General features: G+C 70.9%; 20 protein-coding genes and 2 pseudogenes. 8 read left to right on the top strand and 14 right to left on the bottom strand.

What is annotated here, in order from left to right; translation table 11 throughout:
- Positions 1-13: 13 nt before the first annotated feature.
- Complete coding sequence (locus AB0367_RS05190) at positions 14-1909, bottom strand: amylo-alpha-1,6-glucosidase (protein WP_366224893.1); 1896 nt, start codon at positions 1907-1909, stop codon at positions 14-16.
- On the bottom strand, positions 1906-4551 hold the full coding sequence (locus tag AB0367_RS05185; protein WP_366224892.1) for a glucosidase: 2646 nt from the start codon (positions 4549-4551) through the stop codon (positions 1906-1908). The genes AB0367_RS05190 and AB0367_RS05185 overlap by 4 nt, the downstream gene beginning before the upstream one ends.
- Before the next feature lie 169 nt (positions 4552-4720).
- On the opposite strand from AB0367_RS05185, the gene AB0367_RS05180 reads away from it, so the two are divergent.
- Positions 4721-6223, top strand: coding sequence for an IMP dehydrogenase (locus AB0367_RS05180; RefSeq protein ID WP_366224891.1), 1503 nt, complete (start codon positions 4721-4723; stop codon positions 6221-6223).
- A 46-nt stretch (positions 6224-6269) separates the two neighbouring features.
- Here AB0367_RS05180 and helR read toward each other — a convergent pair whose 3' ends face one another.
- From helR to AB0367_RS05160, 4 genes and pseudogenes are all read right to left on the bottom strand, one after another.
- Positions 6270-8435, bottom strand: coding sequence for an RNA polymerase recycling motor ATPase HelR (gene helR / locus AB0367_RS05175; RefSeq protein ID WP_366225119.1), 2166 nt, complete (start codon positions 8433-8435; stop codon positions 6270-6272).
- A 273-nt stretch (positions 8436-8708) separates the two neighbouring features.
- Positions 8709-8840 carry a hypothetical protein gene (locus AB0367_RS05170; RefSeq protein WP_366224890.1) on the bottom strand — a complete coding sequence of 44 codons (132 nt, stop codon included), beginning with the start codon at positions 8838-8840 and terminating at the stop codon, positions 8709-8711.
- A 135-nt stretch (positions 8841-8975) separates the two neighbouring features.
- Positions 8976-10376, bottom strand: coding sequence for a serine/threonine-protein kinase (locus tag AB0367_RS05165; RefSeq protein WP_366224889.1), 1401 nt, complete (start codon positions 10374-10376; stop codon positions 8976-8978).
- A gap of 561 nt (positions 10377-10937) precedes the next feature.
- Positions 10938-11243: pseudogene (locus tag AB0367_RS05160) on the bottom strand (GNAT family N-acetyltransferase); the annotation flags it as partial.
- 216 nt (positions 11244-11459) lie between these two features.
- Between AB0367_RS05160 and AB0367_RS05155 the strand changes: the two are divergent.
- Both AB0367_RS05155 and AB0367_RS05150 read left to right on the top strand, forming a co-directional pair.
- On the top strand, positions 11460-12284 hold the full coding sequence (locus AB0367_RS05155) for a transposase family protein (RefSeq protein ID WP_366224888.1): 825 nt from the start codon (positions 11460-11462) through the stop codon (positions 12282-12284).
- A 1292-nt stretch (positions 12285-13576) separates the two neighbouring features.
- A complete protein-coding gene (locus tag AB0367_RS05150; protein WP_366224887.1) occupies positions 13577-14359 on the top strand; it encodes a hypothetical protein in 783 nt (260 codons plus the stop codon).
- Positions 14360-14445: 86 nt separating this feature from the next.
- Here the strand turns inward: AB0367_RS05150 and AB0367_RS05145 are convergent, their stop codons facing one another.
- The 4 genes from AB0367_RS05145 to AB0367_RS05130 are packed head-to-tail and all read right to left on the bottom strand — an operon-like array spanning position 14446 to position 17050.
- The gene (locus AB0367_RS05145; RefSeq protein WP_366224886.1) at positions 14446-15024 is read right to left on the bottom strand and encodes a transcriptional regulator; all 579 of its coding nucleotides are present in this window, start codon (positions 15022-15024) and stop codon (positions 14446-14448) included.
- Between the two features lie 4 nt (positions 15025-15028).
- Positions 15029-16201 carry a PEP/pyruvate-binding domain-containing protein gene (locus AB0367_RS05140; protein WP_366224885.1) on the bottom strand — a complete coding sequence of 391 codons (1173 nt, stop codon included), beginning with the start codon at positions 16199-16201 and terminating at the stop codon, positions 15029-15031.
- Positions 16198-16581 carry a DNA-binding protein gene (locus AB0367_RS05135; RefSeq protein WP_366224884.1) on the bottom strand — a complete coding sequence of 128 codons (384 nt, stop codon included), beginning with the start codon at positions 16579-16581 and terminating at the stop codon, positions 16198-16200. The genes AB0367_RS05140 and AB0367_RS05135 overlap by 4 nt, the downstream gene beginning before the upstream one ends.
- Positions 16582-16624: 43 nt before the next feature.
- On the bottom strand, positions 16625-17050 hold the full coding sequence (locus AB0367_RS05130) for a hypothetical protein (RefSeq protein ID WP_366224883.1): 426 nt from the start codon (positions 17048-17050) through the stop codon (positions 16625-16627).
- A gap of 85 nt (positions 17051-17135) precedes the next feature.
- On the opposite strand from AB0367_RS05130, the gene AB0367_RS05125 reads away from it, so the two are divergent.
- Together AB0367_RS05125 and AB0367_RS05120 are read left to right on the top strand one after the other, a co-directional pair.
- Positions 17136-17723, top strand: coding sequence for a hypothetical protein (locus AB0367_RS05125; protein WP_366224882.1), 588 nt, complete (start codon positions 17136-17138; stop codon positions 17721-17723).
- A 223-nt stretch (positions 17724-17946) separates the two neighbouring features.
- Positions 17947-19761: an MFS transporter gene (locus AB0367_RS05120; RefSeq protein ID WP_366224881.1), complete on the top strand. Its 1815-nt coding sequence runs from the start codon at positions 17947-17949 to the stop codon at positions 19759-19761.
- 79 nt (positions 19762-19840) lie between these two features.
- On the opposite strand, the gene AB0367_RS05115 is transcribed toward AB0367_RS05120, so the two are convergent.
- The 3 genes from AB0367_RS05115 to AB0367_RS05105 all read right to left on the bottom strand — a co-directional run bounded on the left by AB0367_RS05115 (position 19841) and on the right by AB0367_RS05105 (position 22697).
- Positions 19841-20116, bottom strand: a complete 276-nt coding sequence (locus AB0367_RS05115; RefSeq protein WP_366224880.1) for a hypothetical protein — start codon at positions 20114-20116, stop codon at positions 19841-19843.
- Positions 20117-20311: 195 nt separating this feature from the next.
- Positions 20312-20857 (bottom strand): DUF488 domain-containing protein, encoded by a 546-nt coding sequence (locus AB0367_RS05110; protein ID WP_366224879.1) that lies wholly within the window; start codon positions 20855-20857, stop codon positions 20312-20314.
- 427 nt (positions 20858-21284) lie between these two features.
- Positions 21285-22697, bottom strand: a complete 1413-nt coding sequence (locus AB0367_RS05105; RefSeq protein ID WP_366224878.1) for an FAD-dependent oxidoreductase — start codon at positions 22695-22697, stop codon at positions 21285-21287.
- 244 nt (positions 22698-22941) lie between these two features.
- On the opposite strand from AB0367_RS05105, the gene AB0367_RS05100 reads away from it, so the two are divergent.
- Complete coding sequence (locus AB0367_RS05100) at positions 22942-23316, top strand: metalloregulator ArsR/SmtB family transcription factor (protein WP_366224877.1); 375 nt, start codon at positions 22942-22944, stop codon at positions 23314-23316.
- 319 nt (positions 23317-23635) lie between these two features.
- Here AB0367_RS05100 and AB0367_RS05095 read toward each other — a convergent pair.
- A pseudogene (locus tag AB0367_RS05095) lies at positions 23636-23815 on the bottom strand (IS5/IS1182 family transposase); the annotation flags it as partial.
- Positions 23816-23903: 88 nt separating this feature from the next.
- On the opposite strand from AB0367_RS05095, the gene AB0367_RS05090 reads away from it, so the two are divergent.
- Positions 23904-24509 (top strand): helix-turn-helix domain-containing protein, encoded by a 606-nt coding sequence (locus AB0367_RS05090; RefSeq protein WP_366224876.1) that lies wholly within the window; start codon positions 23904-23906, stop codon positions 24507-24509.
- On the top strand, positions 24506-25237 hold the full coding sequence (locus tag AB0367_RS05085) for an SRPBCC domain-containing protein (protein ID WP_366224875.1): 732 nt from the start codon (positions 24506-24508) through the stop codon (positions 25235-25237). Before AB0367_RS05090 ends, AB0367_RS05085 begins: the two co-directional genes overlap by 4 nt.
- Positions 25238-25421 lie beyond the last annotated feature (184 nt).

Raw genomic sequence — 25421 nt, 5'->3', positions numbered from 1 at the left:
CAGGCGTTGCCGCTCATTGAACGGCGCTGCGCGCGCGGAGTAGCTCCGCGACCGACCACGCCTGGAACGGGCAACCGGTGGCGGCGTGCGGCGCGTCGCCGTCCGCGGTCTCCGACACCGAGCCCAGGCCCCAATCGCCGAGGTGGAGTTCGAGGCCGTCGAGCAGGCCGCCGGTGTCGGCGCCGACGCGCACGGACGCGTCGGTGAACGGTCCGATCAGCCAGGGCCAGACGGTGCCCTGGTGGTATGCGTGGTCTCGCTCGGCCGGACCGCCGTTGTGCCGGCCGAGGTAGGCGGGCGCGTCGGGCGCGAGGGAGCGCAGGCCGATCGAGGTGAGCAGCGCCCTGCGGCACACCTCCACCGCTTGCGGGTCCACGATCGGCGCGTGCGGCAGGCCGACGGCGAGCAACTGGTTCGGGCGGACGGACGGGTCGTCGCCGCTCGGCCCGTCGACGACGTCGTAGAGCCCGAGCCCGTCGGGCCGGGGGAAGCGGCGCCGGAACGAGGCCGTGGCCAGCTGCGCGGCGGCGCCCCAGTCGTTCGACCGGCCGATGCGCTCGAAGAGGTCCGCGGTCACCGTGAGCCCCTCGATCCACAGCGCGTTGATCTCGACCGGCTTCCCCTGGCGTTCGGTGACGGGTCGGCCGTCGACGCGGGCGTCCATCCAGGTGAGCGCGAATCCGGGGGACCCCTGCGTGAGCAGGCCGTCGGCCGGGTCGGCCGCGATGCCGTAGCGGGTGCCTCGCTGGTGGTGGCTGAGAACGTCCTGCATGCTGTCGCCGAGGGTGGCGACGATGTCCAGGTCTCCGGTCGCCTCGACGTACCGGGCGATGGCGTGCAGGAACCACAGGGCCGCGTCCGCGGTGTTGTATTCCAGTGTTCCGGTGTCGGCGGTGTTGGCGAGCATCCCCTCCGACACCGTGGCACCGGCCCGCGTCAGGACCGCGCGGGCCTCGTCGAGCCGGTTGGTGGCCAGCAGCAGCCCTTCGAAGGACGTCATCAGGTCGCGCGACCACTCCCCGAACCAGGGGTAGCCGGCGACGGCCGAAGGCCCCGTGGGCGTGTCGATGACGAACTGGTCGGCCGCGATCGCGAGCTGCCGTCCGGTGGCGTCGGTGGCGCCGGCCTGCCGGGTGAGCTTGCGTGCACGCCGGCGCGCCTCGGTGACGAGGCGGGCGGCCGGTGGCAGGACGCCGTCGAACGGCGCCGCGGCCGCGGTGATCTGCACGGTGTCGCCGGGTTCCAGCTCGGCGGTGAACCGCCCGGCCGCCCAGAGATCCTCGACCGGGTTCAGCCCGCGGGCGGCCTCCTCGCGGGCGTACACCCCGCGGTACCAGTCGCCGTCGGGCTGCCACCCCGGGCCGGTCACCCGGTAGGCGTTCTCGAACTCGAAGCCACCGTCGACCGCGGTCACCTCCGGCGCGCCGTTGGCGTGGCGTTCACCGTGCGCGTCCCGCCACGTGCACAGCGGCACCAGGTCCAGCGTCACCGGGCGTGGAGCCCGCAGCAGCCGGAACACGACGCCGACCGCCGGGCGGCCGTGCGCCATCGCGAGCTCGCGCTCGAGCACCACGTCGCCGAGGTCCCAGCGCCAGCTCGGCACGCCGTGCTCGAGGCTGAACTCCGCGAGATGCACGTGACCGGCGGGGTCGACGGTGCCGCCGGCCCATTCGTCGGTGGCGAGCCGGAACAGTCGTTCGCCGACCCGCACGACGGGCTCCAGCGCCGCGAGGCCGAGCCGGCGGGAGCTCGCTCCGGGCGACGCGACCACCAGCAGCCCGTGGTACCGGCGGGTGCGCAGACCGCAGACCGTGCCCATCGCGTATCCGCCGAGCCCGTCAGTCACCAGCCACTCGCGGGAGGCGGCGAGCTCGAGGTCGCCGCAGACCTGCCGGCCGAAGGTGATCATGGCCGCACCTCCAGGCGCTCCGATCGCCGCACCGCCGGCCGGGCCACGAGCTCCGCCAGCAGGCCGGTCCAGCCGGTCTGGTGCGACGCGCCGAGCCCGGCGCCGTTGTCGGCGTGGAAGTACTCGTAGAACAGCAGGTTGTCGCGCCAGCGCGGGTCGTCCTGCAGATGCCGCACCCACCCGTGCGCGGGCCTGCGTCCGTCGGGCCCGCGGCGGTACAGCGAGAGCATCCGCTGCCGCAGGTCCTCGGCGATCTCCCCGGCGGTGCGCTGCTGCCCGGACCCGGTCGGGTACTCGATCTTCATCGACTCGCCGAGGTGTGAGTGGTAGTCCTCCAGCGTGCGCAGCACGAGGTAGTTCAGCGGCACCCACAGCGGCCCGCGCCAGTTCGAGTTGCCGCCGAACATGCCGGTGCTCGACTCCGCCGGCTCGTAGCTGACGCTCGCGGTGTAGCCGGGTAGCTCGACGCTGAACGGGTTCTGCGCATGCCACCGTGACAGTGCGCGCAGGCCGAAGGGTGACAGGAAGCTGTCCTCGTCGAACAGGTGCGTCAGGATGCGGCGCACGCGGCCTTGCGCGGCCACGCCGACGGGGACGAACCGCTCGCCGTCGGGCCTGGTCAGCACATGCTGCTCGGCCACCTCCGCGAAGCTCTTGCAGCGCCGGCGTATCCGCTGGAAATCCTCCTCGTGCAGGACCTTGGTGGAGAACAGCGGGATGATGCCCACCATCGACCGGACGCGCAGCGGCACGGCGGAGCCGTCGGCGCCGCGCAGGACGTCGTAGTAGAACCCGTCGCCCTCGTCCCACAGATCCTTGCCGTGCATCGCCTCCGAGATCAGCGCGAAGTGCTCCATGAACTTGACGGCGAGGTCGTCCAGCGCCGGGTTGTGCCGGGCCAGTTCGTAGGCCATCTCCAGCAGGTTGATGCAGTAGAAGGCCATCCAGGCGGTCGCGTCGGACTGCTCGAGGGAGAACCCGGCGGGCAGGTGCGAACGGTCGATCGGACCGATGTTGTCCAGGCCCAGGAATCCGCCCTCGAACAGGTTGTTGCCCTCGGCGTCCTCCCGGTTGACCCACCAGGTGAAGTTGAGGACCAGCTTGGAGAAGATCCGGGTCAGGAAGGCGATGTCACGCCGCCCGTCGATCTGGAAGACCTGCAGCGCCGCCCACGCCTGTACCGGAGGGTTGAGGTCGTCGAACGCCCACTCGTAGGCCGGGATCGCGCCGTTGGGGTGCTGGAACCACTCGCGGCAGAGCAGGATCAGCTGGTACTTCGCGAAGGCCGGGTCGAGGTGGGCGAGCGCGACGGCGTGGAAGGCCGAGTCCCACGCGGCGAACCACGGGTACTCCCAGGGATCGGGCATGGACATGATGTCGAACGCGTCCAGGTGGCGCCAGCCGGCGTTGCGTCCGAGCCGGCGGCCCGGCGGAGGTGGCGGCTGCGCGGGGTCGCCGCTGAGCCAGCGGCCGACGTCGTAGTGGTAGAACTGCTTGCCCCAGATCATGCCGGCGAACCCCTGCCGCATGATCATCCCGTCCTCGGCGCTGGTGCCGGGCGGGGTCAGCGCCGCGTAGAACGTGTCGGCCTCGTCACGTCGCTGGGTGAGCACCTCCTCGAAGGCCGGGCCGAACGCGTCCGGGCCGGCCTGCGGCGCCAGCCGCAACGACAGTTCCACCGTCTCGCCGGCCGGCACCGTGAGGCGGTACCAGAACGCCGCCTTCGTGCCCTCCAGGGCCGGGTTGACCGTGTCGGCGCCGTGCACGACGTGGTCGTTGATGCCGTCCTTCGGGTACGCGGTGGCCGGCGGGCTGCCGAACAGCCGTTGCGTGTTGGTCTCGTTCTCGCAGTACAGCTGCGCCGGGAGCGTTCCGTCGGGCGCCGGCGCGGCCTGCAGCACCAGCGGGCTGAGACCCTCGTGCTCGATGCCGATCGCGGACCCGCCGGCGACGTCCACGGAGGCCAGGCGCGGCTTCGGAGCGTCCGCCTCCCAGGACCACGTGTTGCGGTACCACACCGTCGGCAGCACGTGGATCGTCGCCGCCTCGGGCCCCGCGTTGGTCACCCGGACCCGGATCCGCACGTCCGTGGGGTCCGCCTTCGCGTAGTCGGTCTCGACGATCCAGTACCGGTCGTCGTCGAAGACGCCGGTGTCGAGCAGTTCGAACTCGGGCTCCTGCCGGGACCGGCCGCGGTTCTCGGCCACCAGCCGCTCGTAGGGGAAGGCCCGCTGCGGGTAGTGGTAGCGCCAGCGCAGCCAGGCGTGGCTCGGCACCGCGTCGAGGTACCACCAGTACTCCTTGGCGTCCTCACCGTGGTTGCCCTCGTTGCCGGTCAGCCCGAAGATCCGTTCCTTGAGGATCGGATCCTGCCCGTTCCACAGCGCGAACCCGAAACACAGCCGCTGCTGCGCGTCGCAGATGCCGCCGAGGCCGTCCTCACTCCATCGGTAGGCGCGGGACCGCGCGTGGTCGTGCGGAAACGCCTCCCACGCCGTGCCGCCGCCGCTGTAGTCCTCGCGTACCGTGCCCCAGGCCCGCTCGCTGAGGTACGGACCCCACAGATACCAGGGGCTCGCCTCGAGCAGCCCGTCCTCGGGGCGCCCGAACGACGCCACTCGCTCCCGCTCCGGATTGTTCACATCGCAAGATGATCATTCTCGCCGCGCGACGTCGTCACCTCGGCCGCATGAGCTTGCAGGTCCCCGAGTTCCGCGCGTACCGGTGAGCGGCTGAGCCGGGTCCCGGCCGTCCTGATAACGTCTGTGTACATTCCAGCGAGAACCAAAGCGGAATGTTTGGAGTGACCGCGTGGTACAGATCCTCCCTGAGGTATCCCGAACGCTCAATGAGTACCTCCTGGTGCCGAACCTCACCACCGAGGACTGCACCCCCGACAACGTCGACCTCTCCACCTCGATCGTGCGTCACCCGGTCGGGGAGGCGTCACCGCTGCGCATCGCCGTGCCTCTGGTGAGCGCGATCATGATGGCGGTGTCGTCGCCGCGCCTGGCCGTCGCGCTCGCCCAGACCGGCGGGCTCGGGTTCATCCACCAGAACCAGGACGTGGAGGCCCAGGCGGAACAGGTCAGCGCGGTCAAGCGGCACAAGGCGGGGTTCCGGCACTCGGACATCAACACCAAGCCGTCGGCCACCCTCGGCGAGGTGAGCCGTCTGCTGCGCGCCGCCGAACGCGACATCGCCGTGGTCACCGAGGACGGCACCGGCACCGGCCGGTTCGTCGGGCTGATCGCCACCACCGACTTCCACCCGCAGCGCCACGATCTCAACGACACCGTCGAATCGCGGATGCGCCCGGCGCACGCACTCGTCACCGCACCACCGACGATCTCATTGTCCGACGCGAACACGCTGCTGTGGGACCATCGGCTCGGCCTGCTGCCGATCGTCACCACCGACGGCCGTCTGGCCTCGATCGTGCTGCGTCGTGACTACGAACTGCACAAGCAGTTCCGCAACGAGTCGATCGACGCGGACAAGCGGTTCCGGGTCGGTGCCGGCATCAACACCCGCGACTACCGCGACCGAATCCCGGCCCTTATCGAGGCGGGCGCGGACGTGCTGTGCATCGACTCCTCCGACGGCTACTCCGTCTGGCAGCAGCGCGCCCTCCGCCACGCCGTGGAGGACCTCGGCGGCGCCATCCCGGTCGGCGCCGGCAACGTCGTGGACGGTCGCGCGTTCCGATACCTCGCCGACGCCGGCGCCGCGTTCGTGAAGGTCGGCATCGGCGGCGGGTCGATCTGCATCACCCGGGACCAGAAGGGCATCGGCCGCGGTCAGGCGTCCGCGCTCATCGACGTGGTCGCCGAGCGGGATCGCTACGCCGAGGAGACCGGCGTCTACGTGCCGATCTGCTGCGACGGCGGGCTTCTCGCCGACTACCACATGGCCGTCGCCCTGGCCCTCGGCGCGGACTTCATCATGCTCGGCCGGTACTTCGCGCGCTTCGACGAGAGTCCGTCCAACCTGGTCAACCTCGACGGGCAGATGTTCAAGGAGTACTGGGGCGAAGGATCCCAGCGCGCCCGCAACGTGTCGCGGTACGACCAGGCGGAGACGGAACTGGTCTTCGAAGAGGGCGTCGACGGATACGTCCCCTACGCCGGCAGCCTGTACCCGAACGTCGCCCGGACGACCGCGAAACTTCGCGCCACGATGGTCAGTTGCGGCGCCACCACGCTGCCGTCGTTCCACCGCGATGCCGTCCTGGTGCAGGTGTCGCAGCAGAGCTATCAGCAGAACGGTGCCGAGGTCCGGCTGCGCAGCGGCCAGCGCGAGGCCGGTCGGTAGGTCGTCGACAGCGGCCCAGACGCCCGGCCGCGACTCCAGCACATTGTCAGGCGCTCGTGAGGATGACGAGTTGCTGGGTCGCCCGGGTCATCGCGACGTAGCGGTCGACCGCTCCTTCGATGCCCTCGCCGAACGCCTCGGGGTCGATGAGGACGACGAGGTCGAACTCGAGCCCCTTCGACAGTTCCGGGGCCAGCGACCGGACGCGGGGCGTCGCCGGGAACTTCGTGTGGAACGTCGCCGAGAACGCGGGATCGCCGATGACGCAGACGATCCCCTCGGTGTGCGCGGCGAGCCAGGTGTCGAGGATCGAGCCCAGATCCGAAGCGGCTCCGTGTACGACGGGGAGGCCGCCGCTACGGATGGAGGTCGGCACGTTGGCGTTCGGGAGTACGGCCCGGATGACCGGCTCGGCTTCGGCCATGACCTCCTTCGGCGTGCGGTAGTTGATGCTCAGGGAGGCCAGGTTGATCCGGTCGAGCCCGACCCGCCCGAGCCGTTCCTGCCACGACTCCGTGAACCCGTGCCTGGCCTGGGCGCGGTCCCCGACGATGGTGAAGCTACGGGACGGGCAGCGCAGCAGCAACATCTGCCACTCGGCGTCGGTCAGTTCCTGCGCCTCGTCCACGACGATGTGCGCGAACGGGCCGGCGAGCCGGTCCGGCTCGGTGCCGGGCAGCGCGGCCTCATTGACCAGGGCGTCGCGCAGGTCCTGCCCGTGCAGCATCGTCAACACGCCTTCACCGTCGTCATAGGCGTCGGCATGGATCAGGTCGTCGACGACGTCGGCCATGCGCGCGCGTTCGGCGACGGCAGCGGCGGTGTGCTGCTGCCGCCGCCGTGACGACTCCCGGTCGCCGAGCCGCTGCCGTGCCGCGTCCAGCAGCGGCAGGTCGGACACCGTCCAGGCCTGAGCGTCCGCGCGCTGCAGCTTCGCGACGTCGTCGCGACTGAGCCAGGGGGCGCACCGGCGCAGGTAGGCGGGTACCGACCACAGGTCACCGACGAGGTCAGCCGCTTCCAGCAGCGGCCAGGCGCGGTTGAAGGCCGTGCGCAGTTCCCTGTTGCGCTCCAGCGACACGCGCAGTAGGTGCTCCGGCTCGTCGCCGTCGTGCTTGTTCATCAGGATGGTGAGCAGTTCCTCCCAGACCTCGTCGCGCGCCTCGTTGTGCGGGGTGCCGGGTGCCGCTTCGAACGCCTCGGCCCAGTCGTCGGCGCTCAGCCAGATGTCCGACCCGTCGGTGGTGACCGTCATCCCCTTGGCGGGCGGCTCCTCGTAGAACCTGACGGCCGCCTCGATCGCCTGCACCAGGTGTGCCGACGACTTCAGCCGGGCCACGTCCGGGTCGGTCTCGATCGCCGCCACGGCTGCCTCGGCGACGAGGTCCCGCAGGGTGCAGATCTGCACGTCCTCCTCCCCGAGACTGGGCAGGACGTCGGCGACGTAGGCCAGGTAGGGCTGGTGCGGGCCGACGAACAGCACGCCGCCCCGGCGGTGACCGAGGCGGGGGTCGCGGTAGAGCAGGTAGGCGGTGCGGTGCAGCGCGACGACGGTCTTCCCGGTGCCCGGACCGCCGTCGACGACGAGAGCGCCGCGGGAACCCGCTCGGATGATGGCGTCCTGGTCGGCCTGGATGGTGCCGAGCACGTCTCGCATCCGGGCCGACCGGTTGCCGCCCAGGCTGGCGATGAAGGCGGACTGGTCGTCGAGCGCGGCGTGCCCGACGAGCCCGTCCGGGGTGAACACCTCGTCCCAGTAGTCGGTGATCCGGCCTCGGGTCCAGCGGTACCTGCGGCGGCTCGCCAGCCCCATCGGGTTGGCGTGCGTCGCTGCGAAGAACGGCTCGGCCGCCGGGGAGCGCCAGTCCAGCAACAGCCGACGACCCGCGCCGTCCGTGAGGCCGAGACGTCCGACGTACACGGGCTCGGGGTTGTCCGCGCTGACCATGCGCCCCAGGCACAGGTCCACACCGAAGCGGCGCAGGGTGCGCAGGCGAGCGCTCAGCCGGTGGACCGCCTGGTCGCGGTCCAGCGCCTGCCGGCCTTTCCCACCGGACGCCTTGCGCTCGGCGTCGAGACGGTCGGACAGGTCGGCGATCGACCGCGCGAGACTCGCCGCGATGGCCGCGAAGTGCTGCTCGTCGCGGGCGATCAGCGTCGGGCCGGCCTTGGGGGAGAGGTGGCCGGGAAGGTCGAACACGCTGGTAGCCAAGGGATCCACGTCATCAGCTCCGATCTCTCGTCAGCGTGAGGACACACGCGTTTTCGAGACTCCCCGTTGCAGCGGGTTCCGGCCTCGGCCAGCGATTCTGCGGCAGGACCCGGGTCTTGCCGCAAGGCCCCCGGTGCGATATACGTTAGAAAGGGAAAGGGGCGCGGAGCGCTGTACCTTTCCATTTTTTTCGTCCTCTGAGACTGCCCAGAGCGTGCTTGAGAAGTTGTCGGATCTTGTTCGTCGCACCTCTGTGGTCTCGGCGGCGGCGGTTCAGCGGGGCATCGCCCGCGCGTGACGCTCGGTCAGGCCCAGGAGGCGCTGCCGGCCGCCGTCCGGCTCGAACGCGTCGCGGAGTGAGATCTCCCGGTTGTCCCGTGCGAGCGGCCGTCCGAGCGCCGGCATGTCACGGCCGCTGCGCTGGACCATCACGAGCGCGGCGGGGGTGGTTCGTTGCCAGGTACCGCGCCGTCAACGCGTCCACGATCGCCGCGAAGATCGCCGACCCGCTCAGCGAAGCGACCCGGCTGCGGGCGTCGATCAGGGCTGCGTCGCAGTCTGGCAGCGCACACCGTTCAGGACGAAGGCGTCGGGAATCGACCCGGCGTGCTGGCCGTCGATGCTGGCGCCGACGTCGGTGAGCGACGCGCCGGCGCCGAGATTCGGATGGCCGTCGAGGCCGGTGACGGTCACGTGTGTGCCCTGCTGGCGCCACGTACCGTTCCAGCCGGACTCCGTGCGCAACTGACCGTCGACGTCGAAGCTGAGAGCCCATTCCGGCAGCGTCGTCCGGCCGGTGTTCGTGATCGACAACGCCACGGTGGCACCGTTGTCCCAGGCCTGCTTCACCTGGTACGCGACCGTGCACGACCCGCTGGACGCCGGGCCCGCGCCGGCGCTCGGCGAACTCGTCGCGCCCGCCGAGGTACCGGCTCCGGGCAGGCTCGATGCGGACGCACTCGATGTGGGCCCGCCGGACCCGCTGGACCACTGGACCTGTCCGGACCCTCCGGAGCGCAGCAGCGCGCCGGCAACGGCCGTCCCGGCGAAGCCGACGGCCACGACCACGGCGCCGCCCACGACCGCCTTCCGTAGCCGGCCGGACCGTGCACGCGGCGGGCGCGCCGTCGCCGCCGGCAACTCCCTGGTGCCGCCCAGGTTGGCGGTCTCGTCGTGCGACGGGTTGGCGACGCGGACGTCGACGGCACCCACCCGTACACCTGCCAAGGCTGCGAGGCGGTGAGCCAGTGCCGCCGAGGACGGGCGCATGGCCGGTTCGGCGGCGAGGCAGCGCTGGTAGAGCGCCGCGACCTCCAGCGGCATCCCCGGGATCAGCGGGAGCGGCGCCGGCTCCGGGTCGTCCCGCAGCAACCCCGCCCGGCCCGCCGCCGGCGGGTGGCCGGTCAGCGCCGCGAACAACACGACGCCGAGCGCGTACACGTCGGCGGCCTGCTCCCGTGCGCGGTCCGCCGGACCGGCCCGGCGCTCGGGCGCGACGTAGACGGACCTGCCGCCACCGGCGCGGGCGCCCACGATCGAGGCGATGCCGAAGTCGACCACCTTGACGCCGACGTCGGTGAGCATGATCGTCTCGGGCGTGACGTCACCGTGCGCCAAGCCGCGGGCGTGTGCCGCCGACAGCGCGGCGGCGACATGGGCGCACACCTCGACGGCGCCGCGCCACGGCACTGGACCGCGGCTGAGCCGGTCGGCGAGCGAGACTCCGTCGATGAGCTCCATCACGATGAAGGCCTCGCCGCCGTCCACGCCGTAGTCGTAGACGGCTCTGACGTTCGGATGGCTCAGGACCGCGGCGGCCTGTGCCGCGGCCTGCAGGCGCCCGTCAGCATTCAGCTTCGCGGCGAGCAGCCTCACGGCGACCCGCCGCCGGAGAATCTCGTCGTGCGCACTCCAGGCGAAGGAGGTTCCGCCTTCACGCACGCGTTCTATCAACCTGTACCGACCAGACACCAGCCTCGGCATCTCAACCACGCAAACAGTGTGCCACAGACATTTCTGTGCGTATGCGAGGAATGCTGGCGAATATGGACAATGCTCGCTGGGCGCCGGCTCGTCTGATCCCTTCGGTGGATGCCTCGGCCTTCAGGCCGGGGAGGAAACGGAATCCCTGCGGAGTGGGGCAGGGTGGCCGATCCGCCGACGGGGCGGACGGGAGTCCTCAGAACCCAAGGGCGGCCACGGGACTCCCCGCCCGTGAGGGGGATATCCAGGCCGACTGCCATGCGTCATGGCGATCGCGAGCGACTCGCCTCTCGGCATCACCTACGTGGACGACGGCGGGCTCTGCGTCAGGTGCCGAGCGCCTGGCACCGCGCGGCCATTCGTTCGGCCTGCTGCGGCGCGGTACGCGGGTCGCGTTCGTAGTCGGAGTGCCAGTGGCGGTCGGGGTCGATGCCGGTCCCGGACACGTAGATCAGCTGACTGACCCGATGAGAGCGCGCCGAATTTGTCGCTGGCAATGGTCAGAGTCGCCTCGCTTGCCATGGCCTCCAGCGTCGCCAGCAACAGCCGGGCGCCACCGCTGCGGCGAAACTCTGGCCGTACGTAGACGCGCGTGAGTTCGGCGCGCTCATCATCCAGCACCAGAAATCCTCCGCATGCGGCCGGCTCACGGCCGACGACGAACTGTCCCGACGGTGGGACGAGCCGCTCGGCACCATCGCCGGCCAACCCCTGATCAATTTCCTCTGTGGTAGCGGGCCGTCGCCAGTATCGGCTGGCAACCTCCGCGTAGTAATCGCGGCGGAGGCACTGGGCATCGGCTGAGTCGAAGGCGGCCGGCGCCACGGTCCAAGAAGTCACAACCGTTTCCTATCCGATCGACCTTCGCCGCGCAGCGGCAGGACAATGAGCCATTCCGAGTGGCGGTGGGCGACGCTGGTTAGTCGCTCGCGCTACCGCGCTGGTGACACGCCGAACCCGTTGCGGTGCGACGAAAGACGCAGCACTCCGGTATGAAGGTGGTCCTCTCACAGATCAATTTCATAGGGCGCTGCGTCGACGATGCGTGTCACATGCACCTCGGTCCTGCCGGTACGCCAGGAGACGGTGGACGTCCTGACCGGTCTGCTGAGTGCAGAACGAGCCCGGCGCGTTACCCGCACCGGCACGAGGGCGTTGCCCTGTCACGACCAGGCGGTTCTGGTCCTGCGCTGGTTCCTGGACGGCACCCGGATGAGCCGGCTGGCCCGGGACAACGCGATCGGCAGGTCCACCGGCTACGCCTACCCGCACGAAGGCATCGACGTCCTCGCAGCCCGGTCACCCAGCCCGCACGGGGCGATGCCGGCGGCCAAGACGGCCGGCTACAGCCACGTCGACATCGACGGCACGCTGATCGAAACGGACCGGTGCCGCGCACCGGGGCCCACGCCCGGTGTGGATCCGTGGTGGTCGGGCAAACACGCCAACCAGGGCGGCGACGTCCAGGTCATCACCGTGCCGGACGGCTGGCCGATCTGGACCTCCGAGGTGCGAGCGGGCCGTGAGCACGACACCACCACGGCGGTGCGCACCCATCCCGAGATCCTGCCCGCCCTCACCGCGATTGGCGCGGACCTGCGCACGCTCGGCGACCTGGGCTATGAAGGCGAAGCCGACACCATCACCGTGGCGTTCAAGACACCCAAGAACGGCCGGCTCACCCTCGCGCAACAGCAGCTCAACCAGGCCCACAACGGCGTGCGAGCCATCGCCGAACGCGGCAACGCCCTGCTCAAGATGACCTTCAGGGCACTGCGCAACGGCAGCCTGTGTCCCTGGCGGATCGGGAAGATTGTCGCCGCAGCACTCGTCCTGCTCCACATCGACCACGCCCGCACAACATGAAACCGTCAGCGATCAAACCGTTGCTCGGAATGGCTCATTGCCGGTAACAGCGAGTGACAGGCTCGGCGAGGTCGAGGCTTCCTGTTCTGCCGATGTGCGCGTCGCGCGACCCATCGCCATTGTCTAGAATTCGGGAATCTGCACCGGCGGTCCATGAGGACAGCGGTTGCTTGTTCCCGCCTTGCGGAGCATTCGGCAGAAATGCCGCCCGGCCGTGCGCGGCATTGTCGAAAGATAGCCGCGATACACCGGCGGCCGTGTATTGCCGCCGACCATTCGATGCGTTGCCGGACCGGCGGGCCGGCGCAGCTGCGGCGTGGACGCGCGACGACGCTTCGGGACAGGGCCGGGCCGCCCGGCGCTGCCTGCCTGGCGGGGTGCGGGATCGCAGTCGTTTGCCGCGGTGCTGCTCGCGGGGCGTTGTGCCTGGTCAGGTGGCGTGACCGGCGGAGGTGGCGAGGGCGGCACCGGCCCATGCGCCGATCCGTCCCGCTGGTCGCTGGCCGTCGGCGGGGTGTCACCGCGCAGGCGGCGGAGCTTCTCGGAGTGCCGTCTGGCAAGGCCCCATTCCCGATGCCGCGCATGCTCCCGGCGGAACTGCTCCTTCGCCGGAGAATAACGACGTGACCTGGTCCGGTCACGCATGGCAGCCAACTCCGCCCTTGAAAACAATCCCAGCTGCCCCATGTATGTAATTATCCCGGAAGCCGATCGAAACTGTCGCCCCGAACGGCAGCCATGATGTCAGATGGTGCACACACATCCGCGATGCGCGTGCCCTTTTCTGTGAACGGCAGGTGCGAGAACGTGCTCCGTAGCCGCTGCTGCACGGCCCGGGTCTCCGCCAACACCGAGATGGCCCAGGGCGTGAAGACCGCCGACCACGGTGGCAGCCCCGGTGACGTCCCAGCGGATCGTCCGGGTGGACCCGGTGAACATCGCGGTCAGGTCGTCGAAGGTGTCCCACAAACCCGGTCCACCGTTGCAGAAAACGAGCATGCCCGGCTCGGGTGCTCAGCGCTCCCGGGACACGGTCGCACTGTGCCGGTCGGCCGTCCCAGCCAGCAAGGGACAGCGGTCCCAAGCGGGCCGGGAAGAAGTCCCGAGCCCTGTGCTCACATCTGGGCAGACACACGAGGCGAGCCGGCGGTTGCGCGGCAAGATGCCGGAGTCGGGAACTCGATCAGGCTGGTGAAGTTTGAGCGCTGGAGCGCCTACGGTGGCGCCACCGTCCACGAGGGACGGTGACGGTCGGCCATCGGCGGACCGCCTTCAGCGAGGAGCTCGCAATCATGAGGAGAACACTCATCCGCGCCGGCGTCGCAGTGCTGCTGGCGCTGTCCGGCGCCGCCGTGGCACCCGGTGCGCCCGCCCATGCGGCGTCGCGGTGCGACCAGCCCGAACCTCCGCCGACCTGCAACGGCGGGGGCGGGGATCCGGACCCCGGTCCCGTCGACATCGCGCCGCTCGGCGCATTCGACACGATGACGTTCGTGGGCAACGGTGTGCGCGTCACCGGCTGGGCCGCCGACTACGACAGCAGCGGCCCGCTGCTGGTCGACGTCTGGATCGACGGCGCGTTCGCCAAGACGCTGACCGCCAACGCCTACCGCCCCGACGTCGCCGCCGCGTACCCGTCTTTCGGCGCCTACCGCGGCTACGACGCCGTCGTGCCCTCGCGCCACGGCAGCCACACCGTCTGCGCGTGGGCGATCAACGTGACACCGGCCGGCGCCACCCCGCTGCCCCACCGGGGGCTCGGCTGCAAGACCTACGACGTGCCGGTGGCCACGAACATCCAGTCGTACTACGACTTCTCCAGCAAGCAGTGGATGGTCGCGTTCGACGACAACGTCCTCGGCGAGGCCAGCTTCGAGGTCCGCTGGGACTACTACATCCTGCAGACCCTCCCGGGCAGCAGCATCAAGATCGCGAGCCCCCAGACACGGACGTTCACGCTGCCGGCACATGACGGCACCGGCCGGGTGTCGCTACCGCTGTGGCGTCCGGAGCACGCGACGAAGCTCACCATCACGGCACCCGGCTTCGGCAGCGCCAGCACCACCGCCCTGTAGCGACGGCGTACCACGCGCAGGAGTCGCATGAAGCGCCGGCCCGGCACGCATTCCCGCGTGACGGGCCGGCGGCGCAGGCTACACGGCTACCGGGTGATGCCGAGCGTGGCGATCAGGTCCTCGTGGAGCTCGAACCAGATCCGGTGGCACGAGTCGACCTTGATGCCGGTGATCCACGCCGGGTCCTGGCCGGCCCGGGCCAGCGCGGTGGTGAACCGGTTGTGGTAGCCGGCGAACCGGCCCAGGTGCGCGGCCAGGGGCCGTTCGAGGTCGCGCAGTTCGTCGGCGAGGTCGGCCAGCTGGCGGAACGTGTCCGTGGGAGCGCCGGAGTCCAACTGCCACGCGGTGAAGATCTGGGTCGCTCGGGAGTTGAGCGGCAGGAACCGTTCGTGGACGGCGGTGACGGTCCCGTGGGCGCCGGCGAGGTCGAGCTCGTCGCGGAGCTGGGCCTCGTTGCGCCGGTACCCGCTTTCGGTGAGCGACCACCCGGTTAGGTCGGCGAACGAGGACCTGCTGATCCAGCCGTGTGCCTGGGCGTCGAGGAGTTCCTCGTGGGTCTGGTCGGTGTCGAGGCCGAATCGGGCGGCGACGGCGGCGTTGTCGGCGAACCCCTTGAGCCGCACCGCGTGCAGCGCCAGCAGCTCGACGGGAGACGGGTGGGTCATCGGTCTATCCTCCGGTGATCGTGCCGGCGGTGCCGTCGACGGTGACGGGTGCGCCGTCGGTCAGGGTGGTCATCGCCTCGCCGGCGCCGACGACGGCGGGAATCCCGAACTCCCGCGCGACGATGGCCGCGTGGCTGAGGACGCCGCCGGTCTCGGTGACGACGGCGGCGGCGAGGCGGAACAGCGGGGTCCAGGCCGGGTCGGTGGTTCGGCACACCAGGATGTCGCCGTGGCGGACGCGGGAGAAGTCATCGACCGAGCGCACGAGGCGGGCCGGTCCCCACGCTTGGCCGGGGCTGCTGGGCACACCGGTGACCAGCGGGGGAGCCGACCTCTCGCCGCCCACGGCCGCCGGGTCGCCGCCCACGGCCGCCGGGTCGCCGCCCACGGCCGCCGGGTCGCCGAGCGCGGTGATCGGGCGTGCCTGCAGCAGCCAGATCTGGTCGTCGCGGACCGCCCACTCGACGTCCTGGGACCGGCCGAAGAGGTCCGCACACCGCCGGCCGAGCGCGACGAGCCGGGGTACCTCGCCGGGCGGCACACAACCGCGGGCCCGGTCCGCCTCGGGGACGGGTGAACGCACCAGCCCGTGCTCGCGCAGGTCGAGCCGCGTCTGTTTGGCCCCGATGGTGATCCGGGCGGTGTCTGTGGGCGCGGTCACGATGATCTCGTCGGGAACCACCGCACCGGAGACGACGGACTCCCCGAGGCCCCAGGACGCGTTGATCACCACCGCGTCGGCGCCGGTGCGGGGGTCGCGGGTGAACAGCACGCCCGCGTGGTCGGCCTCGACAAGCTCCTGCACGAGCACCGGCGCGGCGGGTTCGCCGTCGAGGTCGAGGTGTGCCCGATAGCTGCGCGCCCGGTCCGTGTGCGGCGAGGCCGCGCAGCGCCGGAGCGCGGCCAGGACCTCGTCGAGGCCCCGGGCGCCGAGGACGGTTTCCAGCTGCCCGGCGAAGGACGCCGTCGCGGAGTCCTCGGTCAACCCAGACGACCGGACCGCGACCGCCCGGCCGCGTAGCCGGCCCAGGTGCGCCGCGACCACCCGGGGGTCGACGGCCGGGTCGGTGACGACGAACCCGTCCGGGACGGGAAGGCCGGCGCGCAGCAGCACGGCGAGCCCGTGGGCCTTGCGGCCGCACGCGGGGCCCGCGTGGACGAGCGGGACGACGCTCAAGAATCGGCCTCCGCGTCGAGCCGCGCCAGCACGCGCTCGTGCCGCTGCTGCGCCGCCTGGGCGGTCCGCAGGCCCAGCGGCCGCGCGACCTGGGCCCAGGTCAACCCCTCGGCGCGGGCGACGAACAGCAGGCCCGCCTCGAGCTGGTCGAGCTCGGCACGGGCGGCGGCGAGCAGCGTGATCGCGGCCAGCAGGTCGTCGGGCAGCTCCAGCGCCTCCCGGTCGGTGTTGGCTCGCCACAGCGCCTGGCGGATCAGCGTGAACGCGTCGTGCGGCTGGATGTCGGCCAGCCAGGGCAGCCGGGGCAGATCCTTGCCGCCGCGGGCGGTCAACCGATCCCGCGCCCACTGCTCGACGGCCCCCGCGGATTGATCGTCCATTCCTTCAAGCACGCGCCCAGCATGGGCTTCAACAATCTGTTTGTCAACAGACTGTTGAAGTCACCGCACCGAGCGACCTCCAGTAGTCTCCCGACGGATCCTGCGCCGTGAGCCATCGCTGGAGCGCGTCGATCGACGAGCGGTGCGACTCCGAACAGACCTCGTGCCACCGGTACAGCAGCAGCTCGTGTATTCGCACGGCCCGCGACATGTGCTCGACGACCCAGGCATCCACGGCCCGGACGACGGCGACCTCCTCGGCAGCTCCTCGCAGCAACGCGGTGCAGTCGATGTCCGTGGCGATCTGGAATCCGCCGCCGGCCGCGAACACGGAGAACTCGACGGTCCGGTCGCCGCCCGAATCCACGTCGAGCGTCTGCGCGAACACGATGACGTCGTCGCTGCCGGGCGCGGGCAGGCCGTTGCCGGCCGCACCGGGCGGGACCACGTAATGCACCCAGAACGTCATAAGACAGATGCTAAACACCGCTCGGCCCGCGCCGATCTATAGTGCCGACCGGGGGTCCTGCTGTCGCGTGCTGGGAGGTCGGTCGGTGTCCGAGTCGGTGCACCTGACGGCGGCGATCGTCGTTGCGAAACCGCGCCTGCGGGCGTACCTGAGGGCATCGGTCAAGCCGGCATCGGGATGGTCGCGACAGCAGTGGGCCGGCCTCACCGAGGCGTGGCATGGCGACCACGAGCGGCACGAGTACCGCGACGAGCTTCCCGCCGCGATCGAGGAATGCGACGGATGGATCGGCGGCGACTACGCGACCGTGTTCCGTGACCTGGCGCACGACGACGAGCTGACGTTCCGGTTCGACGAGGCTACCGGGTCGCTGGCCATCGACTTCTCCTGCCGGGCCGAATTCCGGCTGCCGACGCTGGTCTGGGCGGTCACGGTGGTTCGCGGCATCGCCGAGTTCATGGCGGGCGACGACCACGGGATCGTGACGGTGACTACCGACTGGAACGGGGACAGCATCCTGATGGACCTGGCGCCGAGACACACGGCGTTCATAGGCGATGCCAGGGCCCGTGCGCGGGCAAGGGATCGGGAGATCGACATTCGATCCGCTGCCGGTGACGCCTACGAGGCCGACTCCGCCGCCGAAACCATCGATTGGCTGATCGACGACTGACGCATGGGGCCGTGTGCGGCTATTGTCGGACGGCGAGTGACCCATGAGGAGCTGAGACATGCCCGGTAGTCCGAGCGCGCGTTGACGTCTTAGGCCGTGATCGGCCTGTCATCGCGTGCTGCCCTTGTATCGCGCGGCACAGCGAGCCCTTCCCACTGAACCGCCGGCAGATCTCTCGCACGGCGGTCGGTGAGCCCTGTCCGCAGCGATCCATGGGGTCTTCGTGCAGTCTGTTGCTGATTCCGCGCGCTCCGTCACGCCGAGCCTCTGGCGCGACTCCGATTTCCGCAGCCTTTGGGCCGGCCAGACGGCCTCACAGCTGGGCGAGCATACGAGCCTGGTGATGCTGCCGTTGCTCGCCGTACTGACGCTCGACGTCGGCGCTGGCGAACTGGGTGTCCTGCGTGCGGTCGGGCAGGCACCGCTGCTGCTGCTCACGCTGTTCGTGGGTGTGTGGGTGGACAAATGGCGGACCCGCACCGTCATGGTCCTGGCCGACCTCGGCCGAGCCGTGGCGTTGGGCGCGGCCGCCGTAGCCGCTCTGCTAGGCGGTCTCGGCCTGCCGGTGCTGCTGGCCATCGCCTTCGCCGTCGGGGCCTTGTCGGTGTTCTTCGACGTCGCCTATCAGGCCTCCCTGCCACGCCTGGTGAGACGCGAGCAGCTGGTGCGGGGCAACAGCGCGGTCGAGGCAAGCCGGTCCGCGGCCCAGGTCGGCGGTCCCGCCCTCGGCGGAGCGATGGCGTCCCTGCTACCGGCGCCGATCGCCGCCGCGTCGAGCGCCCTGTTCTTCGCCGTGTCGTTCGCGTCCATCGCCCGTATCCGCCACCGCGAGTCGATCTCCCCGGGCTCCGGCGGTGCGCAGCGCATCTGGCGGCGGATCCACCAGGGCCTGCGTTTCGTGGCGGGCGACACCTCGCTGCGCACGATATGCCTGGCCTCGGCCGCGTTTCAGTTCTTCCTCGCGGCCACGATGACCACGTATCTGCTGTTCCTGCCGCGAGCTCTGCACCTGTCCGGCACCGCCATCGGACTGGCGCTCGCCGCGACGGGACCGGGCGCACTGATCGGTTCCCTGCTCGCCGCCCGCCTCCCGAGCCGCCTCGGCTACGGGCCGGTGCTCGTCGCGGCGGCGGCGGTCGGTGACGGCGTGATGCTGTTCGTGCCCGCACTGCACGGCGGCTCGATGGCGACCGTCTCCGCGCTGATCGCGATCAACGTGCTGTTCGGAGCCTTCGGCCAACTGGTCAATGTCACGGTCATGGCGGTCCGGCAGGCCGTCACGCCGGACACGTTGCAGGGGCGCGTCAGCGCGACGATCACGTTCGCCGGCATGGGTCTGACGCCGGTCGGCTCGCTGTTCGGCGGCTTCCTCACCCAACATTGGGGGATGCGCACCGCGCTGCTGTGCACGGCTGCCGGCATGATGCTGTCACCCGTGCTGATGGCGCTATCCCCGCTCGCCCGCCTGGGCCGGGCCCTGCCAGCACCGGATACGGTACGGGTCGGCGCTGCTCGGGGCGAGTTGGGGCACTATCGTTCTGGCGTGCACATTCGATTCGACGTGCCGGCCGATCCCGCCTACCCGGGCCGTGTGGCCGCGGCGCTCAGCAGCGTCCGGCTGCGCACGTTCGGCTACATCGGCGCGGTGCTGGTGGCAGCCGGGGTGATCGGTCTCGCCGTCGTGCGGGTGGCCGGCTGGGGTGAGCGGGCCTCGTCGCTGTACACGGCGATGGTCGTGGGCGGCCTGCTCTCGATGCTGTACTCGCCGTGGGTGCGCTTCAACGCCCGGCGCCGCTCCAGCGGCTACGCCGTCGAGGGCAGCTACGACATCACCGACGACAACATCATGATGCGCAGCGGCTCCGAGTCCGGCGGCATCGCCTGGGAAGGGGTCACCCGAGTGGTGAACACCCCCGAGTTCTGGATCCTGTACGTCGGACGGATGCCGGCAACCGTGATCCCACGCCGCTTCATGTCCGCCGAGGACGCCGAGACGTTGCAGGCCTTCATGGCGGAGCACGGGCTGCTCGACTCCTGACGGGGCGCCGCACCCCGGCCTGGTGCGGTGGGGTGCGGTGCTGTAGCCGAGCACCGCACCGGGCTGGCGTGCCCCCTCCTTACCCGACCGGCGGGTGGGTGACCACCCGGGCCGGGACCGTGGGGCCGTTGCGCACCGAGATCGGCCAGACGATGCGCTTGCCGACCCGGCCGGCGTCGGGCGGCGGCGGCTGCTGGTAGGACTCCGTCGGCTTGTCCCGCTCCGACGCGGTCAGCCAGTCCGACCAGGGCTGCGGCACGCTGATCTGGGTGCCCGGCGGTGCCGCCGCGCGCACGGCCTTCAGCGACGCCTCGGTGAGCCGCCACCAGGCGCTGTTCGGGGCAGGCGCCAGCACCGTCCGGACGGTGCCGGTGAACTGATGCGGCCGAGGCCGTGGCCGTGCCTGGCGATGTAGCGGAGACCGCGCACCGCCCGGTGCAGGTCGTCGTCGGGGACGACCGGGTCGCTCAGCAGGTCCGGCAGGTCGGCGTCCGGGCCGGCGGCGGCGCAGGGCGGCGGGGCCCGCCGACGGTGTGCTCGGTGCGACCGGCTAATCGCTGTCTGAAAGCTGCCCGTCGTAGACGAGAAGTCCGTCGTCGCGCAGACGTACTCGCTGGTTGAGCGGATGAGGGACGAGCCGGCCGTCGTGCATCAGATGCAGGACGGGCCATCCGCGTGCGAGCGTGACGAAGTCGGCTATGAGACGACGGTGGCAACGCCACCAGACGGCTTCGCTGCACATGACGGCTGTCCGCCGATGTGCGGCCTCCTCGAGGAGCGTCGTGATCGCGTCGACGAAGTCGGGGGTCCGGGTGTGTGCGGCGTATCCACGGAAGGACTCGTTGCGCCAGGCGGTGTCGGGTGAATCCGGCGGCGATTTGCGGAATCCGCCCAGTCTCGGTTCCCAGCGGTACGCGATCCCGCGATCGGGCAGCCATTGCCGTAGCCGCTCCCTGCCGACGTCCGGGTTGCGGCGGCTTCCGGGCGCGCTCCTGACGTCCACCACGGCGGCGATCCCAGCTGGGCGCAGCAGGTCTGAGAGCTGGTCACGGTCCGCCGTACCGTGTCCGAAGGTGACGAGCGCCTGCTGCCCCATGCTTCCAGGATCGTTCGATCCCGGGGCCGCTGCCGCCGACGGGAGCGAGTCATCCTCGAGCTGCTCGCCGGGGCGTCCACGGGCCGGGGGCGCCGGCCTGCCGGCATCACCGCGGCTCGGTGCCGCCCACGCTCGGTGGGGGCGTGCCGGCTCGGGCCAGGATGCCGATGGCTGCGGCCGCGCACGTGGCGCCGATCGCGGTGAGCGGCGAGCGGCGAGCGGGGCGGCGGCCCGGGCGAGGGTGACCGGGGTGGCGAGGGTGTCGGCGATGGTGGCGTAGCCGGTGATGCCGTACCGATCGGCGAGCACGGCCGGTGAGGCGAGGGACGCGACGCCGAACCCGATGCCGAATGCGACCACCCCGGCCGGTGGCCGCGGTCCGTGGAGGTAGCGGCCACCGGCGTGCCGGTGCTCATCCGGGGCGGGCTCAGCCGCAGCAGGCGTCGCCGGCTCGCGTGTCGCCGACGACGGGCAGCAGGGTCAACGGGGCGGCGAGCAGCCCGCCGCTGACCCCGGTCGCCAGTCCGCGCCCGGCGGGCGTGGCGTCCGGCGTGGGGCCGCAACAGCCGCCAGTGGCGGTGATGGTGGTGGCGTCGAGGGGCACGTCGCTGCTGCACACACCGGTCTCCGGCAGGTCGAGCTGGACGTCGCGGGCGGCGTCCCAGTCCCCGGCGAGCGCGGCGACGACCGAGCGGGCCTGCTCGTAGCCGGTGGCGAGCAGGAACGTCGGCGCCCGCCCGTAGCTCTTGACGCCCACGGCGTAGAAGCCGGGTTCGGGGTGGGCCAGTTCGTCGACGCCGTGCGGCGGGACGGTCCCGCAGGAGTGCTCGTTCGGGTCGATCAGCGGGGCGAGGGCCCGGGCGGAGCCCAGGATCGGGTCCAGGTCCAGGCGTAGCTCGGAGGCGATGGCGTGGTCGGGCCGGAACCCGGTCGCCGAGACGATCCGGTCCGCGGTGATGTCGCGGGTGCCGTCGGACACGGTCACCCGGCCGTGCTCGGTGGTGGTCAGGGCCTGGATCGAGAAGCCGGTGACGAGTTCGATGGTCCCGGCCTCAACGTGCTCGCGCAGCCGGGTGCCGATCGCGCCGCGGGCCGGCAGCGCGTCGGCGGTCGAGCCGCCGTAGGTGCGCGCCGGGCCGGCGGCCCGGATCGCCCAAACGACGGACGTGCCCGGCACCTGGCCGGCGAGCTCGGCCAGGAACAGCAGGGTGTTGGCCGCGGAGTGCCCGGCGCCGACGACGAGGGTGCGCCGGCCGGCGAACCGGTCCCGGTCGGCGCCGAGCACGTCCGGTAGCGCCTGCTCGATGAAGGCCGCCGCGGTGTGCTCGCCGCGGGCGGGGATGCCGGCGGCGCCGAGCACGTTCGGGGTGCTCCAGGTGCCGGAGGCGTCGATGACCGCCCGGGCCAGGATGTCTTCGCCGTCGGAGAGCCGGACGAGCAACGGCGTGGTGTCGCGCCCGGCGGTGCGCAGCCGGTCCAGGCCGAGCCGGGTCACGGCCTGGACCCGGGTGCCGTAGCGGACGTGTGGCTTGAGGGCTGGCAGGTCGGCGAGGGGCTGGAGGTACTCGTCGGCGAGCTGGGCGCCGGTCGGCAGTACCTCGGGGTCGGGCTCGACCCAGCCCGCGTCGGTCAGGAGCCGGCGGGCCGCGGCGTCGGTGTTGTACCGCCAGGGGGAGAACAGCCGGACGTGGCCCCATTGCCGCACCGACGCGGCGGGCCGGTCGCCGGCCTCGAGGACGGTGAACGGCAGGCCGCGCCCGGTCAGGTGCGCGGCGGCGGCGAGGCCGACCGGCCCGGCGCCGATGACGACGACCGGCAGATCGCCGAACTGGCTGGTCATGTGCGAAGTCCCTTCGGTTGCCTTGAGGAATATCGAATCAAGCGAGCGTGGTACGCCCACACCGTCGAAGCCGTGGGCCTCGCTAGACGTGCCGGCCGGCGCGCTCGCGGACGCCGGCCGCGTGATGCAGGGCGAGGCGGGTGAGCTGGGGCATGTCGGTCTCCCGATCGCGGCCCGGCGCCTGTCTTGACGTCTGTCGAATCAAACGGTTGCACGCTGATTCGAGGTCTGTCAACCTAGAGGCATGTCAAATCAGCCTGCGGTACTCACCTCCGCCGCCGATCTTGATGCGGCCGAGGCGTGCTGCGGCCCGATGGTGCGGCACAGCCTGACCGCGCAGGCCGCCGTGACGCTCGCCCCGGCGTTCAAAGCCCTCGGTGACCCGGTCCGGCTGCAGCTGCTGTCGATGATCGCCTCGGCGCCCGAGGGGGAGATCTGCGTGTGCGACCTCACCCCGGCGTTCGAGGTGTCCGCGCCCACGATCTCCTACCACCTGCGCACCCTGCGCGAGGCCGGTCTGGTCGACGCCGACCGGCGCGGCACCTGGGTCTACTACCGAATCCGGCCCGGCGTCATGCGGCAGCTCGCCACCCTGCTGGCAGTGGAGACGCCGGCCTGAGTCCTGTCTGTAGGCGGCTGTGACTACCGCCGATCGTTGGCCACGGTGACGCCTTCGACCTGGTGGGTTCCGCGAGATCGCATGCGTCAGTGAGACGTTGCGCGATAGATGGCACCGCCTGTCGGCGCGTCGGGTCACATCCGGAGATCGGTACGCCGTCGCATCCAGAACCGCTGGGTAGGCCGACGTCCAGTGGGAACCGGGTTGTCAGTCGCACTCAGTGACAGCTGACCATCGGTCGGACGCGTGCGGTGCGCGCTCATGGGCGGCAGATGCGTGCGCCGGAGCAAGCGGCCCCGGCGCTCGAGCCGCTCCTGAACCCGCCTCGTGAACGACCCAAGGCGTGATCGGTGGGCTCATCATCATCAACGCCGTCCGCTGACTCCCGTTGCGAGGCACTGTCCCGGCGGTCGCCGGCCGTGTGCTGATGCGCCCGGGCCGGGGTTGAGTCCACGCTGACATCCCAGGCGATCAACCCGGACGCGTCCGCGACGGCCCGCGGCCGGTCGATCACCCCAGTCCGGGTCCCCTGCCCTGGAAAACAATTTTTTCTTGACAACATGAATTGTCGGCGGCAATCTGAACTCATGCAGGACGTCGCAGTGATCGAGGATGCCGCCGCCGCGGAGGTCTCGCTCGATCCCATTCGGACTCGGATGCTCGCGGAGCTTGCCGAGCCACACACCGCGACCACGCTCGCGACGCGCCTCGGGCTTGCTCGGCAGAAGGTCAATTACCACGTGAAGACGCTGGAGCGGCACGGTCTCGTGGAGTTGGTGGAGGAGCGGCGCAAGGGCAACATGACCGAGCGCGTGGTGCGGGCGTCGGCCGCGACCTATGTGATTTCGCCGGCGGCGCTCGCCGCGGTCGCGCCCGATCCGAGCCGGTCGCCCGACCGGCTGTCGGCGCGATGGCTGCTCGCACTCGCCGCGCGGCTGGTCCGGGAGACCGGCGCGCTCATCAACGGCGCGGCGCGGGCCAACAAGCCGCTGGCCACGTTCGGGCTCGATGCCGAGGTGCGGTTCGCCAAGCCGGCCGACCGCGCCGCGTTCATCGGCGAACTGACCGAGGCGCTTGCCGGAATTATCAGCAAATATCACTCGGAAACCGGTCGTCCGCACCGCGTTGTCGTCGCGGTGCACCCGAGCATCACCGAAGATGCCGACCCGCCAGCAGAGGGGCACAGGTCATGACCCATCCATTCGAGGTCCGCGGTGAGATCACCGTGGACGCCACGCCCGACCAGGTCTGGGAGGCGATCGCGTCGGGGCCGGGGGTTGACTCCTGGCTCATGGGGCGCACCGAGGTCGACGGTGACAGTAAGACCAGCACGTTTGAGCTGTTCGGCAACACGTCGACCTCGGCCATCACGGTGTGGGAGCCGGGGCACCGGTTTGCGACGCGGGAAGAGCAGAAGCCGGACGGCACGTTCACGGCGTTCGATTGGTTGATCGAGGCGCGCGACGGTGGCGGTGCCGTGGTGCGGTTCGTGCACAGCGGCTTGCTCGGCGAGGACTGGGAAGCGGAGTACAACGCGCTGTCGACCGGCGACCAGGCCTACCTGACCAAGCTCGCGGTGTACCTCACGCACTTCGCGCCGCGGACAGCGAAGCTGTCGATGTTCCTGCCCGGGCCGATCACCAAGGACTCGTGGGCGGCGATGACCGCGGCCGTCGGCGCCGGCGTCGACGCTGCGGATGGGAAGCCGGCCCGGCTCACCGTGCCCGGTATCGAGCCGGTCGACGGCGTCGTGGAGTTCGCCGGCTCGCCGAGTTTCGTCGGTATGCGCACCGACGACGCGATGTACATGCTGATCCACGGCTACAACGACATGATGTTCGCGACCGCGCACTACTTCGACGACCGTGACCGGTCGGCCGAAATCGAGGCGTGGCAGGCCTGGCTGGCCACGCTCGCCTAGCTCGTGTCGCATCAGCGCGTGGGCGGCCACTCATGAACGGGGGCGATGCGGATGGTGGCGCGGTGACGTATGGCGAGTTCGCCGTACCGACCGGCCACGCACCCGATCGCTTTTGAGCTGGCTGTCGCCGCTCGAGCCATCGCGACGCCGGGCGGCGGCCTGATCGACTTTGATCGGGGTCGTC

The organism is Dactylosporangium sp. NPDC051484, from assembly GCF_040689395.1.
GTDB lineage: Bacteria > Actinomycetota > Actinomycetes > Mycobacteriales > Micromonosporaceae > Dactylosporangium.
This window is presented reverse-complemented; position numbering and strand designations above follow the sequence as displayed.